General features: G+C 64.2%; 20 protein-coding genes and 1 pseudogene. 8 read left to right on the forward strand and 13 right to left on the reverse strand.

What is annotated here, in order from left to right; all coding sequences use genetic code 11:
• Together IEY49_RS18010 and IEY49_RS21745 are read left to right on the forward strand one after the other, a co-directional pair.
• A partial coding sequence (locus IEY49_RS18010; RefSeq protein WP_189011311.1) for an EAL domain-containing protein occupies nt 1–469 on the forward strand: 469 nt, incomplete at its 5' end.
• 411 nt (nt 470–880) lie between these two features.
• Entirely contained in the window at nt 881–1,009 is a 129-nt protein-coding gene (locus IEY49_RS21745; RefSeq protein WP_268239097.1) for a hypothetical protein, read from the forward strand.
• Nucleotides 1,010–1,119: 110 nt separating this feature from the next.
• Here IEY49_RS21745 and IEY49_RS18015 read toward each other — a convergent pair whose 3' ends face one another.
• From IEY49_RS18015 to IEY49_RS21560, 3 genes are all read right to left on the reverse strand, one after another.
• Entirely contained in the window at nt 1,120–1,551 is a 432-nt protein-coding gene (locus IEY49_RS18015) for a DoxX family protein (protein WP_189011313.1), read from the reverse strand.
• A gap of 68 nt (nt 1,552–1,619) precedes the next feature.
• The gene (locus tag IEY49_RS18020) at nt 1,620–2,084 is read right to left on the reverse strand and encodes a MarR family winged helix-turn-helix transcriptional regulator (RefSeq protein WP_229780896.1); all 465 of its coding nucleotides are present in this window, start codon (nt 2,082–2,084) and stop codon (nt 1,620–1,622) included.
• A 223-nt stretch (nt 2,085–2,307) separates the two neighbouring features.
• Entirely contained in the window at nt 2,308–2,487 is a 180-nt protein-coding gene (locus tag IEY49_RS21560) for a Sec-independent protein translocase subunit TatA/TatB (RefSeq protein ID WP_229780901.1), read from the reverse strand.
• A gap of 66 nt (nt 2,488–2,553) precedes the next feature.
• Here IEY49_RS21560 and IEY49_RS21565 point away from each other — a divergent pair, with 66 nt between their 5' ends.
• Nucleotides 2,554–2,766 carry a PepSY-associated TM helix domain-containing protein gene (locus IEY49_RS21565; RefSeq protein WP_268239102.1) on the forward strand — a complete coding sequence of 71 codons (213 nt, stop codon included), beginning with the start codon at nt 2,554–2,556 and terminating at the stop codon, nt 2,764–2,766.
• A 566-nt stretch (nt 2,767–3,332) separates the two neighbouring features.
• Here IEY49_RS21565 and IEY49_RS18030 read toward each other — a convergent pair.
• The gene (locus IEY49_RS18030) at nt 3,333–4,226 is read right to left on the reverse strand and encodes a C39 family peptidase (protein WP_189011317.1); all 894 of its coding nucleotides are present in this window, start codon (nt 4,224–4,226) and stop codon (nt 3,333–3,335) included.
• Nucleotides 4,227–4,580: 354 nt separating this feature from the next.
• The gene (locus tag IEY49_RS21750; protein WP_268239098.1) at nt 4,581–4,706 is read right to left on the reverse strand and encodes a hypothetical protein; all 126 of its coding nucleotides are present in this window, start codon (nt 4,704–4,706) and stop codon (nt 4,581–4,583) included.
• A gap of 299 nt (nt 4,707–5,005) precedes the next feature.
• On the opposite strand from IEY49_RS21750, the gene yqeK reads away from it, so the two are divergent.
• The 4 genes and pseudogenes from yqeK to IEY49_RS21955 form a co-directional block, all read left to right on the forward strand.
• A complete protein-coding gene (gene yqeK, locus IEY49_RS18035) occupies nt 5,006–5,497 on the forward strand; it encodes a bis(5'-nucleosyl)-tetraphosphatase (symmetrical) YqeK (protein ID WP_189011319.1) in 492 nt (163 codons plus the stop codon).
• Between the two features lie 518 nt (nt 5,498–6,015).
• Nucleotides 6,016–6,966, forward strand: coding sequence for an SMP-30/gluconolactonase/LRE family protein (locus IEY49_RS18040; protein WP_189011321.1), 951 nt, complete (start codon nt 6,016–6,018; stop codon nt 6,964–6,966).
• Between the two features lie 450 nt (nt 6,967–7,416).
• Nucleotides 7,417–8,559 (forward strand): S1C family serine protease, encoded by a 1,143-nt coding sequence (locus tag IEY49_RS18045; protein ID WP_189011323.1) that lies wholly within the window; start codon nt 7,417–7,419, stop codon nt 8,557–8,559.
• A 32-nt stretch (nt 8,560–8,591) separates the two neighbouring features.
• Nucleotides 8,592–8,705 (forward strand): annotated as a pseudogene (locus IEY49_RS21955) (hypothetical protein); the annotation flags it as partial.
• Nucleotides 8,706–8,872: 167 nt separating this feature from the next.
• On the opposite strand, the gene IEY49_RS18050 reads toward IEY49_RS21955, so the two are convergent.
• From IEY49_RS18050 to IEY49_RS18065, 4 genes are all read right to left on the reverse strand, one after another.
• Nucleotides 8,873–10,261 carry a sensor histidine kinase gene (locus IEY49_RS18050; protein WP_189011325.1) on the reverse strand — a complete coding sequence of 463 codons (1,389 nt, stop codon included), beginning with the start codon at nt 10,259–10,261 and terminating at the stop codon, nt 8,873–8,875.
• The gene (locus IEY49_RS18055; RefSeq protein WP_189011327.1) at nt 10,258–10,941 is read right to left on the reverse strand and encodes a response regulator transcription factor; all 684 of its coding nucleotides are present in this window, start codon (nt 10,939–10,941) and stop codon (nt 10,258–10,260) included. Before IEY49_RS18055 ends, IEY49_RS18050 begins: the two co-directional genes overlap by 4 nt.
• Before the next feature lie 147 nt (nt 10,942–11,088).
• A complete protein-coding gene (locus tag IEY49_RS18060) occupies nt 11,089–11,676 on the reverse strand; it encodes a hypothetical protein (protein ID WP_189011329.1) in 588 nt (195 codons plus the stop codon).
• A gap of 84 nt (nt 11,677–11,760) precedes the next feature.
• Nucleotides 11,761–12,171 (reverse strand): DUF4397 domain-containing protein, encoded by a 411-nt coding sequence (locus IEY49_RS18065; RefSeq protein WP_189011331.1) that lies wholly within the window; start codon nt 12,169–12,171, stop codon nt 11,761–11,763.
• Between the two features lie 370 nt (nt 12,172–12,541).
• Here IEY49_RS18065 and IEY49_RS18070 point away from each other — a divergent pair, with 370 nt between their 5' ends.
• Nucleotides 12,542–12,766 (forward strand): hypothetical protein, encoded by a 225-nt coding sequence (locus tag IEY49_RS18070; protein ID WP_189011333.1) that lies wholly within the window; start codon nt 12,542–12,544, stop codon nt 12,764–12,766.
• A 15-nt stretch (nt 12,767–12,781) separates the two neighbouring features.
• Here the strand turns inward: IEY49_RS18070 and IEY49_RS18075 are convergent, their stop codons facing one another.
• The 4 genes from IEY49_RS18075 to IEY49_RS18085 form a co-directional block, all read right to left on the reverse strand.
• Complete coding sequence (locus IEY49_RS18075) at nt 12,782–13,735, reverse strand: potassium channel family protein (RefSeq protein WP_308424678.1); 954 nt, start codon at nt 13,733–13,735, stop codon at nt 12,782–12,784.
• 177 nt (nt 13,736–13,912) lie between these two features.
• On the reverse strand, nt 13,913–14,047 hold the full coding sequence (locus IEY49_RS21755) for a hypothetical protein (RefSeq protein ID WP_268239099.1): 135 nt from the start codon (nt 14,045–14,047) through the stop codon (nt 13,913–13,915).
• A gap of 17 nt (nt 14,048–14,064) precedes the next feature.
• On the reverse strand, nt 14,065–14,793 hold the full coding sequence (locus tag IEY49_RS18080) for a hypothetical protein (RefSeq protein ID WP_229780897.1): 729 nt from the start codon (nt 14,791–14,793) through the stop codon (nt 14,065–14,067).
• Nucleotides 14,794–15,088: 295 nt separating this feature from the next.
• Nucleotides 15,089–15,412, reverse strand: a complete 324-nt coding sequence (locus tag IEY49_RS18085; protein ID WP_189011338.1) for a hypothetical protein — start codon at nt 15,410–15,412, stop codon at nt 15,089–15,091.
• Nucleotides 15,413–15,578 lie beyond the last annotated feature (166 nt).

A 15,578-nucleotide genomic window follows, 5' to 3' on the forward strand; every position in this document is an offset into this window, starting at 1 on the left:
GCGCCCGGACTTCGTGGACATGGTGGCTGAGACCTTACGTGAGACCGGGCTGCCGGCGTCGTGCCTGGAGCTGGAACTGACCGAGCGGGTCGTGATGAATGACGCTGAGGAATCCGTGTCGCGGATGACGAGATTGCGTGATCTGGGCGTGTCCATCGCGGTGGATGATTTCGGTACCGGGTATTCGTCCCTCAGTTATCTGCCACGCTTACCGCTGAACGTCCTCAAGATCGACCGGGCGTTCGTGAGGGATCTGCACTGCTCGTCTCCGACTTTTCCAGTGGCGAAGGCCATCATCTCCCTCGCGCAAAGCCTGGGGCTGAAGACCATCGCGGAAGGCATTGAAACAGGTGTGGAGTTGGCGGTCCTGAGGGAGTTGGCGTGTGACGTGGGACAGGGGTACCTGTTCGCGCGGCCGCTACCGGCCTCCGAAATGCACTTCGGCCACATTGACGCTTTGCTTCGGTGATCTCGGCCTTCATGCGCTTCTTGCAGCACCGTGAACGGTCCTTGTAAGAGCCCCGCCGCTACGCTGCGCCCGGTACGGAATGGCCTCCTGATTGACGTCTTTGCCCCCTGAATTCGCGCAGAGCCACCCTGGGGAAGGAGCGACGTTCGGCTTTACACTGCCGCTTTCTCAGTAAGCCTCTCAGCAGGGGTGCTCCGCCACCGGCAGACAGGATGAAGAGCTGGGTCGAACGTGTTGCTTTTGTATTACATCTAATATGGGTTCTAGGTAATTCAGCGGTCTGGGGGCGCAGTGCCGTCATTCTTCAGGTCGGTACCCTGTATTTTGCGCCTCCCTGTGCTTACTCCCCTTCGCCGCACCGGCCACAGCGACGAGGGCTCAGCCCATTCACACTGCCGTCCTCTGCTCATTGTGTTTAATCACAACGATGAGGGTCAGAAACGGTTCCTGGTGCGGGACGGCGTGGCGCTGCACTTTCTGACGGAAGCCAGCGCCGCAGTGGCCTACGCGGCGATCGCCCTGCGTATGGGTGTGAACTGAAGCTGGATGCCGAGGTACCCGGGGCCTTCGAGCTGGCGGGCGCGCTCCGGGGGGCCGGCGTCGATGGCAGCTGCGGCGAGAAGGGAGAGGGTGAGGGATCTCCTGGACGTTCAGGCGCGCTTATTGAGGCGGGCGTCCAGGGCGTAGGCGCCGGCGCCGGTGAGGGCGAGGGCAACGGTGGCCGCGAGCAGGGCGAGGGGGAATTCCACGCCGTTCGGGTTGAAGAAGCCGGCTTTGAGGTGGACCAGGACGATGGCGCCGAGCATGTTGAGGGCGAGCAGGGCGGCAGCGATGCGGGTGCCGAGTCCGGCAATCAGGGCGGCGCCGCCGAGAAGTTCGATGAACGCGATGGCGGGCGCGGCGAGGCCGGGGAGGGGGATGCCCATCTGGGTGAAGGCGCCGGTGGTGCCGGGCAGGGTGTACATGAAGATTTTCTGGTAGCCGTGGGCGATGAAGATGACGCCGATGACGACGCGGAGGATGGTGAGGGCAAGGTCAACGCGCTGAAGGGGGGTGCGGGCGGTGGTGGGGGCAATGGTCATGGGGTCTCCTGTTCGTGAGGACGATGGTCGTTGGGACGAATTTTTGAGCGAAGGAAGGACGAGGAAGCTCAGGTCACCTCCGTCCTGGTCGCCTCGCCCAGCAGGTCAAGCAGCAACCGGAGCCGCTCAGGCGGCAGGTGCTGGAACTGTCGGCGGTGCAGGTCCATCAAGGGAGCGTCCAGGCGGGCCACGGTCTCGCGGCCCTGAGGAGACAGACGGGTCAGCAGCACCCGGCGGTCGTGCGCGCTGCGGGCCCGTTCGATCAGGCCCTGCTTCTCCATCCGGTCAAGCAGGCGGGTCACGTCGGGGTCCTTGTTGAGGAGCCGCCCCGCGATGTCACCACAGGTCAGGGCGTCTTCGCCGGATCCCCGCAGGATGCGCAGGACGTTGAGCTGCGTGAGGGTCAGCCCTTCGTTCTTGAGCAGCTGCTCGGTTTCGTCCTTGAGGCCCAGTGCCAGCCCCTGCAACGCGAGGTACGTCTGGTGCTCGAGGGTGGAGGCGGACGCGGAGGACCGTGTGGAATCGCTGATCATCTTCATTCCTTCTCTCCCTCCTTTGACATCACGATATTCGTTATCACGCATAAAGTCAAGACGGTAGCTCCTCTCGTGGCATCTCATGCGCCCAGCGTAAGCTTCAGGGGAACCTCATGGGCCCTCCCCTCAACGCTGAGGCCGACAAAGCATGAGGTCACCGATGCCCCTGGGTCGTTCCGCTCCGGCGGGTGTTCAGAATGCGTACACAGCAGAGACAGACTCAGACCGGGCCGTTGCGGACTCGCTGGTCGTCAGTCACGGTCAGGGCAAGGTCGCGTTTCAGGTCAAGGGTGCCTCTGCGGAACTCGCGGATGCCCTGCCCGAGGCTCCTCCCGAGTTCCGGAATTTTCCGAGGGCCAAACACCAGGGTGGCAACAAGAGCGATCAGGCCAATGTCCATGGGTCCAAAATTTATCGGGATCTCCTGACTCCAGGCGGCTGTGCCTGTCCTGTCAGGATAGAAGGGATCCAGCGGGCTGTCCTCAACGACTTTCACCGGGGACGGGACGCGGGCCCCCTGTGGTCGTGGCTGATTGACCTGTCGGGTGTATTTCTGACGGTCGTGTCCCTCACCGGCCTGGCGTTGCTGGTGTTCCTGAAAAAGATCCGGGCGGGCGCGCTGATCACCCTCGTGGCCGGCGGCGTGATCATGGTCGGCTTGATGCACTTCGGCGTCTGACCCCGCCCACGGGACGCCAGGGTGCAGACATGTCCTCGGTGACGTCCTGGCGCAGTCCAGCGTGCAGGTGATCCACAGGAGGGTTCATGCCACAGTCCAGACGTTACCGAAACGAGCCGGGCAAGCCCAGATCCGCGCACTCTCGCTGCCTCCACCTTCGAGCCGGCGAGCCTCAGGGCGCGATGATCAAGGCCAGGCTCCCGGTGGAGGCACGGTGGGGTTGCAGGCCCCGCCGTGGGTGAAGCCACCCGTCTCTGTCGTCCGTCGCCTGCTGTGTGGAGGTTCCCATGAGTGAGTTCTCCCTTCCTGACGGGGGGCGCGCCCTCCTGGCAGAGCGCTACCCCCGCCCGCCCAGGGAAGATCATGAGCCTCGAGTGGAGCTACGTCGTGTTCCACTCGCTTACTTCCCCTCCAGACGGGTGCGCGTCCGCTCCACTCTCTGCGCTCCTTGTCACGCTTTCCCTTCAGTCGCAGGAGAAGCGGCGTACCCCGCCGAGGGTGATGACACTCCGGAAACCCGGAGGGTAAACCGGCGACGGGTGAGTCTGAACGCTTCAGCGGGTGTGTTATCCCTCAAGGGCGCTCTTCGCCAGGTTGCGGAACCGGACAAGTTCTTTGCTCTCCGGATAAGCCTTCAGGGCACGGGTGGTCCATTCAAGTGTCTTCTGATGCTGCCCCGCTTTCGTCCACGCCTCGAAGGCCTCCTGCCGGTACAGGTAGTAGATGGTGGGCACACCAAGCGAAACCGCGCGGTCAAACTGCGTAGTAGCCACCTGGATATTGCCCAGTCTCAGGTTCGCTTTGGCCAGGCCCCACCAGGCGTACGGATCGTTCGGCCGTACTTTCACGTCCTCCATCCCATGCTGCCGGGCGTGCTGCCAGTTGGAGAGCAGGTCGAAATCGTTGCCCAGAGCGGCCTGCACCTGCGCTTCCCTGGCCGGTGGGTAGGCCACCATGTACTCGCCGTTGTAGTACTGCCAGAGCCTCTCGAGTTCAGCGGTGGACAAGCTGAGTGATGGTCCCAGGAGGGGATCGCTGATCAGGAACCGTCCCGCGCTGTAGCCGTATACGGTGCGGAAGTGTGCCACGTTGCTCCCCACCTTCAGACGCTGCTGAAGCACCACAGGAAAGCCGCGGGACACGAGTTCACGCAGGACACCGGCGTCTCCGGCGTAGCGGATGACGCTGCGGAGCCCGAACCGGCCGAGGTAGGCCGCGAGTTCCAGACTGGTGACCTGCGGGTCGCCCCGGGAATCCTTCATGGCTTCTGCCGCCTGGGCCTGCGTGACGCGGGTGCCGTAGTACCCCAGAAGCGTCATCGCTGTGACAGGCGCGCAGTTGTCTGGGCCTTGGTGCTCGTGGCGGATATTCTTCAAGGTCACACTGGCTGGTGCGGCGAGCGCACTTCCAGGGATCACAGCGAGCGTCATGAAGCAGAGCAGCAGGGGTCGGCGCACCATGCGCCATGGTGACAGCACCGTGTTAAGAACCTGTTAGGAAGTCTGATTTTCTCCGGCCCTGAGGCCTGGTTTGGTTGAACGCCCTGGTCGGAGCCGGCGGATGCCTGTCTGGTAAACCCACGAGATCCAGCTCTGGGACCTCGGCAGCTCAGTGGACGTGGGCTGACCGCACGCTCAAGTTGATGATTCTCGTTTCACCATCACGGGTCACCAAGGCGTACTTCGCGTTGGCCGCAGCCTGGGTGATGGCCTGCTGCTGAGCGGTCGTGCGAGGGTCACTCAGTTTGATCGTCGACTGCGCCTTTCCGCCCGCGAGCGGGTCAGTCGCGTAGAACGCCACACTGCTCGCATCTCTCAGGCCCGCCGGACCACCACACGTAGAACGTCGCGGGGGCCTTCTTCTGCTTCCTGCCCGCCGATGATGACGAGCCTGCTCCATCCCGGGCTTGTGCCAGGTTCCGGCGCCCGGTGCTCCTTCATGACCTTCCTCCTGCGCGGAGACCAGGGAAATGCGCGGCTACTCCAGGCCCTACGTGCTCCCGGGCCTGGTGACGTTACGAATCCTGCCTCGAGGACGGATACAAGCGGATCAGGCGAGGGGGAGGAGCGGCACACGCTTCCTGCCCCTACGACCCCCTGGTTCGCATTTCACCGCGTGGTGCTCCAGTCATCCCAGCCTGAACCGTCCGGCGCGGGGGCGGGCTGCCCGGGCCGGGTGGGGGCGGCCTTCAGGTCTACCACGATGCGCCTTCCAGGCCGTTCCCCTGGTCATCCATGAGATGCGGTCTCGCTTCCCAACGACAGAAAATCTTGCGACCGATGTGGACTGGGTTCTGGCCGCCTATGGGCGTGAGGTCATCCGGGAGCATGTGCCCCGCGTGACCCAGCGGGCCGAGGAGCTCGCCCTTCGGTTCAGTGTGGATGTGCAAGCGGCCAGAACAGCGGCGCTACTTCATGACATCGGGGGCATCTTTCGGCGTGACGAAATGCTGGCGCTCTGTAAGGCGCTGGAGTTGCCGATTGAACCGGAGGAGGAGCGTGTTCCATTGTTGCTCCACGCGAAGCTGAGCGTGGTCCTTGCGCGGGAATGGCAGGGCGTCCACGCCCCGGAAGTCCTACAGGCGATCCGCTACCACACGACGTTGCATGGACAGGCCACCGCTTTAGATCAGGTGGTGTTTCTGGCCGACAAACTGGAATGGGATCAGGGGGGAGAGCCACCTTACGCCCAGGCCTTACGCGCGTCACTGGAAGAGGGGTTGGAAGCGTGAACACACTGGATGCTGGGCTGGATGGCACGTCCATTTGTCACTTTAGAGGACTGCGTGTGGGACGCACCCGCCTGGAAGAACAAGGCAGGGTAGACCTTCAGCACCACTCCCGTTGGATCATGCCGTGTTGCAAGATGAGGGGAAACGAACCGAGATTGAGTCCACTCCTCGAATGGGTCCGTGCCCGGGGCATGGTCCGTGAGGCCCGCGGCCCGCAAGCGGGTGCCGTCCAGCACGATCCGGGGGTCCTGAGCGGTGCTGTGCGAACCCGCGAATACGGACTTCACCGCGCTTGCCCCGCTCGGTTTCCACGTTGCCTCGTCCCTCAGGCCCCGCTGAGGTCGCAGTAGGGGTGGAGAAGCACCACCCCTCCCATGAAAAGTGGTGACCCCGGGGCAAAGGGCGCCAGTTGAGACGAGGTGACGCCCTCACGCCGCGCATGTGCATCTGATGGGTCTCCCTTTACCCAATTGATTCCCACGATCGTCGCGGGCTGCGTACAACAAGGAATGAAACCCATGCGACTTGCCCTGCTGAGCTTGACGGCCACCGCCCTGTTCGCTTGCGCGGGTAGCCCGCCACCGGCTGGGCCCATCACCAGTTACACCCTGCCTGGCCAGACCGTTTATCCCGAAGGCATCACTTACAACGACGCCATCAAATCCTTCTTCGTGAGCAGCACCAGCGACGGCACCATCTTCCGAGGCAACCTCGACAACCCAACCGCAGAAGTGTTCCTGCCGCCCAACCCGACGGAACGCCCGACAGCCATCGGCTTGAACACGGACAACACCGGGAAGTTGTTCATCGCGGGTGGACGGACCGGCAGGATGTTCGTGTACGACCTGAACACCAAAGCCTTGCAACGCGCGTACACGACGCCCGCCACCCCTCAGGGGGGAACCTTCATCAACGATGTGGCCATCGCTGGGGACTTCGCGTACTTCACCGACTCGGTTCGTCCCACGATCTTCCGCATTCCCCGCACGGCGACTGCCAGCAGTGAAGCGGAAGCGTGGCTGGACGTGAGCACCACCATTCCTTACGGCACGGCCCCGGGACAGTTCAATCTCAACGGGATCACCGCTACGTCTGACGGGCGGTACCTGCTGACCGTGCAGTCGTACAACGGCAAGCTCTTCCGCATCGGTGTGACCGACAAATCGGTCGTCGAGATTCGCGTCAACGGTCCACTCGTGAACGGGGATGGCCTGTACCTGGACGGGCAAACATTGTACGTGGTGCGCAATGCAGACAAAGTCATCACTCCGGTCCGCCTCAACCCGGATTACACCGTGGGATCCATAGGCACTCCGTTCTCTCACCCGAGCTTCCGGTTCCCGACCACCCTCGCCAAAGCGAACGGTCGGCTGCTGGTCGTGAACTCGCAGTTCAACGCGCGGTCCACGCCCGGGGCGAGCCCTGAGCTGCCATTCACTGTCTCGAGCATCGCAATTCCAACCCAGTAATCAGAGAGGAGGGGTTTTTCACCGCGCGACCTCGGTGCTCTCGGCGCAATGCGCACGATGCGCGGGGTTGGGTACGTCCTCAGGGTGCCGCGATGACAAGTCAGGGGACGTCTGGGGAGAGCCGAACAAAGGGCGTCAAGGAGCGCTTCCCAGACTTTCGCAGGGCAGAACGGCCATTCACCCTGCCAGCCACTACACTTTGCGAATTCCATGGACTGCTTTGTGCTTTCAGATCGAGAACGACAGAGCGTACGCGATTATGCGATGGGATTCTTACACGAAGTAGTCAGGGAAGAAAGACCGCATATACCGCCCCTATGCAAGTATCTGCCCACCCTCCCTGAATGGCGGGTTACGAAGAAGCGTAGGTCTCACTGGACTTTGTGCACTGCTGAATAAAACGTAATGAACGACATAAACGCCTCGCGCGGCGCGCATGAGACTGCACGAATGAATGCCATTCAACTGGCCGCCCCGCGCGGCCTGATGCTCACGCTGACGCTGCTGCTCAGCGCAGGCTCAGCCCAGACGGCTTCACCTTCCACCCCAGGGTCCACCGCCGCTCAGGGTGCCCGTCCTGCCCCAGCGAAGGCACTCAGTACAGCCGAGACGATCGAGCTGCGCGCCCTGTTTCAGAAGCTGCGGCCGGCCACCCTGCGCCTGGAACACTGTCCACCCACCAACTGCACCAATCCAGGCGGCGTGGGCACCGGATTCCTGATCGGTGATGGTTACGCTCTGACCGCCTACCACGTGGTCCAGGGAGCGAAGACCCTCAGCGCGCAAACACTGGACAAGAAACGCTACAGCGTTGAAGTGATCGGCTACGAAGAGCAGTCAGACATCGCCCTGCTGAAGGTCAACGTGCCCGCAGGAACGCCCTTCCTGCCGCTCGCCGCGGCTGCTCCCGCCGTTGGTGACGCCCTGCTCGGGATCGGCAATGGTGGCGGCACCTTCCTGACCTCCAAGACGGGTCGCCTGACCGGCTTGAACGCCGATGCAGGCCGCGCTGACTTTCCGGCCGGCACCCTCCAGATGAACGCCCCACTGGTGCCAGGGGATAGCGGCGGCCCCGTCGTTAATGCGAAGGGCGAGGTTGTGGGCGTGGTGAGCTACATCCGCGTCGCACGGGACGGGAATCCCGCGTCCTTCGCGGTGCCCGTGACGCAAAGTGACGCCCGGGTTGCGGACTTCCGCAACGGGGCCAAGCGCGCCGCGCCCGTGATTGGTATTGCCCTGGCGAACGAGCTCAGCCAGGCCAGCGCGCTGCCGGCGGAGCTGTTCACACGGTTCAGCGAGTTCTTCAAGCTGGACCTGGGGAGCACGCCTGGCGCTTTTTTCACCAATGTGTATCCCAACACGCCTGCCGCCCAGGCTGGCTTGCAGCCCCTGAAGTACGACACGGCGGGCAAGCGGCTCTCCGGCGACATCGTGACGGCCGTCAACGGCCAGCGCATCAATAACTTCTCTGAGTTCCAGTACGCGGTGCGCCGCTATAAGCCCGGGGACAGCGTGACCCTGACGGTGCTGCGCGGCGGGAAGGAGATTCAGGTGAAGTTGACGCTCGCGCCCAGCACGCAAATTAACGGCTGAGTACCCGGTCAGCTGTCGCGGAAGCGGCCGGGTTGGACAAACTGGACCCGGTCAAGAGCAAGGAGACCGTCGCGGTTGTCACGTCACAAGCAGGAGGTTCAGTGGACGTCGGCCTGTTGAGGGCACATGTGACGCGTGAGGTCGGCGCGATGGCCCAGCCGGATGAGCTCCGCTTCACTGAAGCTCTGCCGAAGACACGCAGCGGCACTGATGAAGCTCTGTGCGCCACTGTCCAGCCACTGCCTCGCCGCGGTCCTGGTCGTGCAGCATGTCCCTCCGAACCATCCCAGCATGCTGCCCAGGATTCTGGTTCTCAGGTCGGGGTGGCCGGCAGGGGCAGGCTGAAGGACACGGTGGTGCCGTGGCCGACCACGCTGGTCATCCCGATGGTGCCTCCGTGGGCCTCCACGATCGACTTGCAGATGCTCAATCCCAGACCGCTTCCGACTGTAGATCGCGCCTGATCACCCCGGTAAAGACGGTCAAATACGTGTGGCAGATGCTTCGGGGAGACGCCGCTCCCAGTGTCTTCGACGCTGATGGCGAGGCCTTGAGGGCCGTGCCCGGCAGTGACGATCACCCGTCCCCCCGGAGGCGTGTGGGTCAGGGCGTTACTCAGCAGGTTCTGAAGCACCTGCGTGATGCGGACCACATCCAGGGGAGCTTTCGTCCCAGGAACCTCCAGCTGCGTTTCAAGCGTCACGCCCTGCTGCCGGGCCACCTCCTCAAAGTTCGTTACGGCACCCCGGATAACCGCCTCGACCTCGGTGGGCCTGCGGTTCATGTGAAGTTCTCCGGCGTCCGCCAGGGACAGGAACCGCAGGTCATTGACCAATTGAGAGACATGCTGGGTCTCCTGATGCAGGCGTTTCAGGCGTTCCGGGGTCGGCTTAAAGGTGCCGTCCAGGATTGCCTCCAGGGTTCCGGAAATGACCGCCAGGGGCGTGTTGAGGTCATGCGCAATGTCGGCGGTGAGCTGCCGACGAGCCTGCTGGCTCCGGACCACGTCCTGGTGCATCTCCCCAAAGGCATGCAGCACCTCACCGAATTCATCTTTCCGAACGGTGGCAGGTGCTGTGGGTGCCTCGCCACGCTGGAGCGCGCGAATACCCCGGCGCAGTTCACTCAGGGGCCGGAGCAGGGTTCTGGACACCAGGAGGCCCATCAGGACGGCCAGCGCCGTCGCGGCGAGCATCGACCAGCCGATTGCCCGGGCGGTCCGGGTCAGAAACTCCTCACTGCGCCGGTCAGGTCTGGCCCGTATCCCGGAAGGAATCAGGTGAGCCACGACCCTGTCTCCGACCATCACCCGGGTGCCTTCTGGTTGGGCCACCCGGGTGCCCTGGCGAATGTTCGGCGTCGAAAACACAGCCTGTCGCTGCGCGTCCAGCACCAGCCAGGAACTGCGGGACACGCCTGAAGGACGTGGAGGAGACCCACCCCGGTCACCACCCCTCTCCCGATTCCCTGGCCGTGGGGGCCCTTCCGCCGGCCGGAAGCCACTCACAGTCCCGTTCGACTCAACGTAGCTTTGAACCTGCGCCGTCAGGCTTTCCTGTGCCTGCGCGCCCAGCAGCGCATTGAACTCCGACCGCGTGTACGCCGAGGAGATGAACCCCACCGTGCCCAGCGCGGCGGCGCTGACCAGTACGAACGCCAGGGTCAGCCGCCACGCCAGCGTGCGCCAGTACGGCCGTTTCATGGCGTGAGGTCTGGATTCAGGCGGTATCCCATACCGAACACGGTCTCGATGAACCTGGGCTTCCCGGGCTCCTGTTCGATTTTGGCGCGCAGGTTGCGCACGTGCACGTCGATGGTCCGTTCAGCCCCCAGGGCTTCTTCCTGGAGTTGCTCGAGCAGTTCCAGCCGGGAAAAGACCCGTCCAGGTGCGCGGAGGAACGCGGCCATCAATTCGAATTCCGAGCGCGTCAGTTCAACCCGGCTGCCCTGCACCTGGAAGGTCCTGGACATCGCGTCCAGCTCCAGCCCTCCCGCACGGACGAACGTCGGTGCCGACGTGTCGCTGCCCCGGCGGAGGTGCGCCCGGACGCGGGCGAGGAGTTCCGCCATCGAGAACGGCTTGGTTACGTAATCGTCCGCGCCGAGTTCCAGGCCCAGCACCTTGTCGAGTTCAGCGTCACGGGCAGTCAGAAAGATGACGGGCGTCTGCTCGGTCGCCCGGAAACGACGCAGGAATTCCAGGCCGTCCATGCCGGGCATCATCATGTCCAGCAGCACCAGGTCCGGCCGGTGATGACGTGCTTCCAGCAGGCCCTCGTGGCCGTTGGACGCCACCCGGACGTGGTACCCGTGCTCCTGGAGGTACTCGCGGACCATGTCCCGGACCCCAGCGTTGTCTTCCACGATCAGGATGGTCTTCATTCGGGCCTCCTGGTGGGCCGGTGGAAAAGGGGAGAGCCAGGCGTGACGGGCATGCCAAGACTGTGCCACAGAAGAAGGGACCGCCCTGGCCGTCGGTCCCGAAGGAGTCAACGGTCAGGGCGGCAGGCCCGGAGGTTCGCTCAGGGGTCAGCGGCGCTGAGGGGCGCGGGGGGCGGGCTGCCCGGGCCGGGTGGTGACGGCCTTCAGGTCTACCACGATGCGCCTTGCAGGCCGTTCAACAACTGCGAAACTCGCCTGCTGGGCCGCGCGAGTCAGGGCCGCTGCCTGGGTTTCCCGGGTGCCGGTCAGCCGGATGGTCTGCGTCGCCTGCGCGCCCTTGAGCGGATCACCGTTGTAGAACGTGACGCTCGTCGCACCCCGGAGGGCCCCACCGAGCGGGTTCAGTGCCCCGCCGCGAGGTGCGGTGGTGCCTCGTTGCCCTGAAGGTCTTGCAGGCTGAACTTGTCGCCCTGGTGGACGGAGTGCCGGGGCCCCCTGCTCGTGTTGATCCATCATTCGGCCTGGCCGTGCATTTGGGCGGTTCGTGTCAGCCTGTGCTGCGCGGCCAGGCAAGCGGTCAGCACCAGCCCTGGTGCGGTTCTGGTGGTCCTGCTGATTCACTCCTGGTCGCTGGTGCGCCTGAATGGCACCCTGAGTCTGGGTGGCGCTGGCGGCGGACGCGGTGCTGGCGAGAACGGTCAGGGCGAGCAGGGGGGTCATGATCTTGTGGCGCATGGTGTTCTCCTGTACAGGGTGCGGTAGGCGCGGATCTCACCTGAAGGCGAGGTCGCTGTGTTGGCTGTGCGGCCAGGCTTCGGTTCAGTTGAAATCAGTGTCCAGGCTGAGCCAGGGCTCACCCGTCCAGGGTGCGTATGTGAGTTCACCGCTGAACTCGTCGATGTAGGGCGCAGACAGGTTGCCCAGGGTCAGCGTGTATTCCCTGGCGTGCTCCACCTCGAGGGTGGTGCGCAGCACGTCCTGCACCCCGGGCGCCTGGTTGTAAGGCGTGACAATCACGTCGTGCTGGCCCGCTGACAGCTCTTTAGGGAACATCATGGCGTTGTCGGGGGCGATGTCGTCGAACACCAGGGTGCCGTCCACGTAGACGTCCACGATCCCGCTCGCACCGGCATTGTTGTGGAAGAAGACGGGAGCGGCGGATGCCTGGATGAACAGGGTGCTGGCGGTGAGCAGGGCGGTGAAGGCTTTCAGGGGGGTGGGGTTACGCATGGTCAGCTTCCTTTGTGGTGGCGGGGCACCGGGTGAGAGGACGGGTGAAGTGCAGAGGCGCTCCGTACGAGGGCTGGTTGGCAGGTCAACGTTGTCTGTGCCGGCGTGCATCCGGGGTCCTGCTTCCGGTCACGAGGGGAGTATGGGCGGGCGCTGTTCAGACCCTGCGTGCAAGATGTTCAGAACTTGTGTAGGGCTCGGGGAGACATCAGCCCTTCAGCACCCGTACCAGCTGCGCGCTGACGGACCACCTGAGGGTGCCGACCGCGCAGGTGGCGTACAACGTCTTCCTGGCCACACGCCGCTGCCCGCGTACCTGACGATGTTCCGCTGGATGATGGAATACAGGTGAGCCAGCTGGCGGCATGAAGTGTTTGACCGCCTCTCCCTGCCGATGCCGCTGAAGCCAGGCGAGGCTGAATTTTCGGACTGGGACGGCATCGAAACGGACACGCTGGACGGTGGTCGCGAGTACACCCTGCATGTATCTGCCGGGAATGACCCCCACAATCTGTGGCTGAGCCTGAACATCACTGGCGAGCGGCGCGACTGGCTGCCTCACCAGCGATCAACACGCCGCCCCTGGAAGAACTGACAAGTGGCTCCGCGCTCAGCCATCAGCGCGTGGAAGGGAGGACAGCCTGACGAACACCCCAGACAGGAGCAGCAGAGCAATGACCGGGGGCAGGACGGTCCACGGGGTCCGTTCGAGTCTGCAAGCACGAAGCCCAGTCGAGGGTGGTCCGCGCCGAAGTCCAAGGAGCCTCAGCGCGGGTGCCCCGACACCGACGTTCTCATGCCGGTTCACACCGGGCTTACGCTCCCGGGGGATGCTCTGCGTCCTCAAAGGCGGGATACCCAAACCCAGACCGCGACCGGGCACTGGCTTCGTCCCACGTCCGGCGCTCACGCTCGTACAGCGCCCACGCCTCCTCCCGAGCCCTGAGCGGCACTCCCGCTTGCTCAGCGCACTCCAGGCAGTCTCGAAGGCCGTCCGGCGTGATCTTGCCAGCCGCCCCCCGTCTACAGGACGGCCTTCGAACTTACGAATCAGTGCCATAGAGTAGCTGCGAGCCACCCGCTCGGTTCCAGCAATCACCAGTCCCCCGGTCAGCGCGGGGAACGCTCCGGGCAGCAGCAGCGTGCGGCACAGGGTCACGACCTCCGGCAGGTCCGACAGGGCGACGGGCAGGGCCCGCTCGTCCGGAAAGTGGAAGTAATGCAGCAGCGGGTACTCGTCGTCCGCCTGCACCACCTCCGCGAGAGATGACGCCGTGCTCGCCAGCCAGTCGCTCAGTTCAGAAGCCGCCTCTGCCTCGGCCACCGTCACCAGCACGTCCACTGCGACGAGCCCTTCGTCACGTCCCACGAAACGATGAATCTCGAATGCCAGGGCCGTCATGCGTGCGAGGGCCGCGTACACCGAGAGCAGGTACGTCACCGCGACGCTGATCAGAACAAAGCCGCTCGTCGCCGCCAGCACCATCAGGATCCGGGGCCACCTCCCGCTCGGTGTGATGTCCCCCGTGCCCAGGGTCGTGATGCTGTACCCGATCACGTACAGGGCAGTGAATCATCCTGGAACGCTGGATTCCGCAGAAGACCACGGCAGGAACACCAGCGTGAACCCCACCCACAGCAGCGCCGCCCACATCAGCACCGTGAAGGGCACCAGCAGCGGGCCGAGCCGGGCAAGCTGGCGCCGTGAGTGTACCGAACCGCCCCCGAAGCGGCAGTGCCATCACCGGCAGGTCCGGCGGTAGAGACGCCCGGCAACCGGTCCGGGTTGCCCAGCCGGGACGAAGACGGTCGCGTACACGTCCAGGCACAACACGGCCAGAAGGGCCACACCGGGGAGCAGGGAAAGCCAGGGCACGCCCTATCCTGGCAGGCTCAGAGCAGCAGCAGCAGGACGCCGTAGAGGACCGCACCCAGCAGAAGGGGCCGGAAGCGGCTCTCGTGGGTGGCAGGCAATTCTTCCCGGAACACGTTCATCAGCACCCCACCCGACAGGAAGGCCGTCAACGCCACCGTGACGAGCTTGGGCAGGTCCCCCATCACACCGAGGAACCAACCTACCAGCAGCGAGAGGGCCAGCACCCAGCGCCCCATCTGCTGATACGCCCCCTTATGGTGTTCGTACAGCCCGTACCCATTCACGAACAGATGGAGCCCCATCGCGATCGCAAACAGCACCACCCCCTGCACGCCGCGGCGGTCGTCCACCAACAGATACCCGATCAGCACGTTGTACAGCCCGTGTAAGGTCATCGTCACCCAGAAGATGGGCTCACTCGTCACGTCCTGCTCGCCCGTCCCACCCCGAGCGAGGCGGGAACCTATGGCGAGACGGCCCAGCCCGAAGAAGGTCAGCAGGCCAAACAACGCCACCAGGTACGCGTGGTGTTCGAGGTAGGTCAGGAGGCCCTCGAAGAGCTTCTCGAGCAGTGGCTGTCCCCCTTCGAGTTTGGGAAGCAGCAACAGGAAGACGTAGGCGACGGCAACACCGCCCGCGAAGGACAGCCACCATTGGCGGGGCACCGCGCGCACAAAGCGTATCCGCCCCACGAACAGGTGGATCAGGGCGAGCGCGACTGCGGCCAGTGTCGAGACGAGGATCACGCCTCGCCCCACAAGGTGACACCCGGCATCCCGCTTGCCCTTCCACCTCGTCTGTTCTGCGGATGGTCCAAGCCTCTTGCGTTCATGCGCCTCAGGCTACTGGCAGACAAGGTGATTCCCCCAGGCGCTGGTCTGATGTCTGCGAAGGGCTGCCTGCGGTGTGAATGGACAGCGGGCCGGTCACTGGGCCGGGGCCCACGGGGACAGGCAATCTAGAGACACTGCCAGATCATTCAACTTCATGCCCCCCAGCGTGGGTCGCGGAGCGGGGTGAGACAGTTGGTTTGTCGGTGGGTCAGCTGCCGAAGCTGCTCCCGCTGCTGGCCCGCGCGCTGGAAGTCAGGCCGCTACGGCTCACTCCACTGGACGATGCGTACTGCGCCTTGCTGCGCTTGACGCGTTTCAGGGCTGCGCCCTTGTTGGTCGAGCTGGCCTTGACTTTGTAGTGGCTGTCGTCATCGTCATAGCAGGGGTTCTCGTAGCCGTTTTCAATCTCCCACTGGTAGCTCAGCTCGCACTCCTGCTGCTGGCTGTGGGTGTTGGCCGGCTGGTCCACGCAGGACGCGAGGAGAACCGGAAGGGCGGCGAGCAGGGGCAGGTGAAAGGCTTTTCGCTTCATGCCCGGAGTGTGCCAAGAAGGGGATGATTGCAGCATGTCATGGCTGGTGGTCAGGGACACGGGTAGGGCATGGGTCGCGATGCCAGGTTCGCACTGCTACCCCCTCTTTCAGGAGCCGAACAGCTGACGCTGGGCGTGCAGACTCGCCATAAATGCGTCCAGGACC

Origin of the sequence: Deinococcus malanensis (assembly GCF_014647655.1) — a bacterium.
In the GTDB taxonomy this organism is placed as follows: Bacteria; Deinococcota; Deinococci; order Deinococcales; family Deinococcaceae; genus Deinococcus; species Deinococcus malanensis.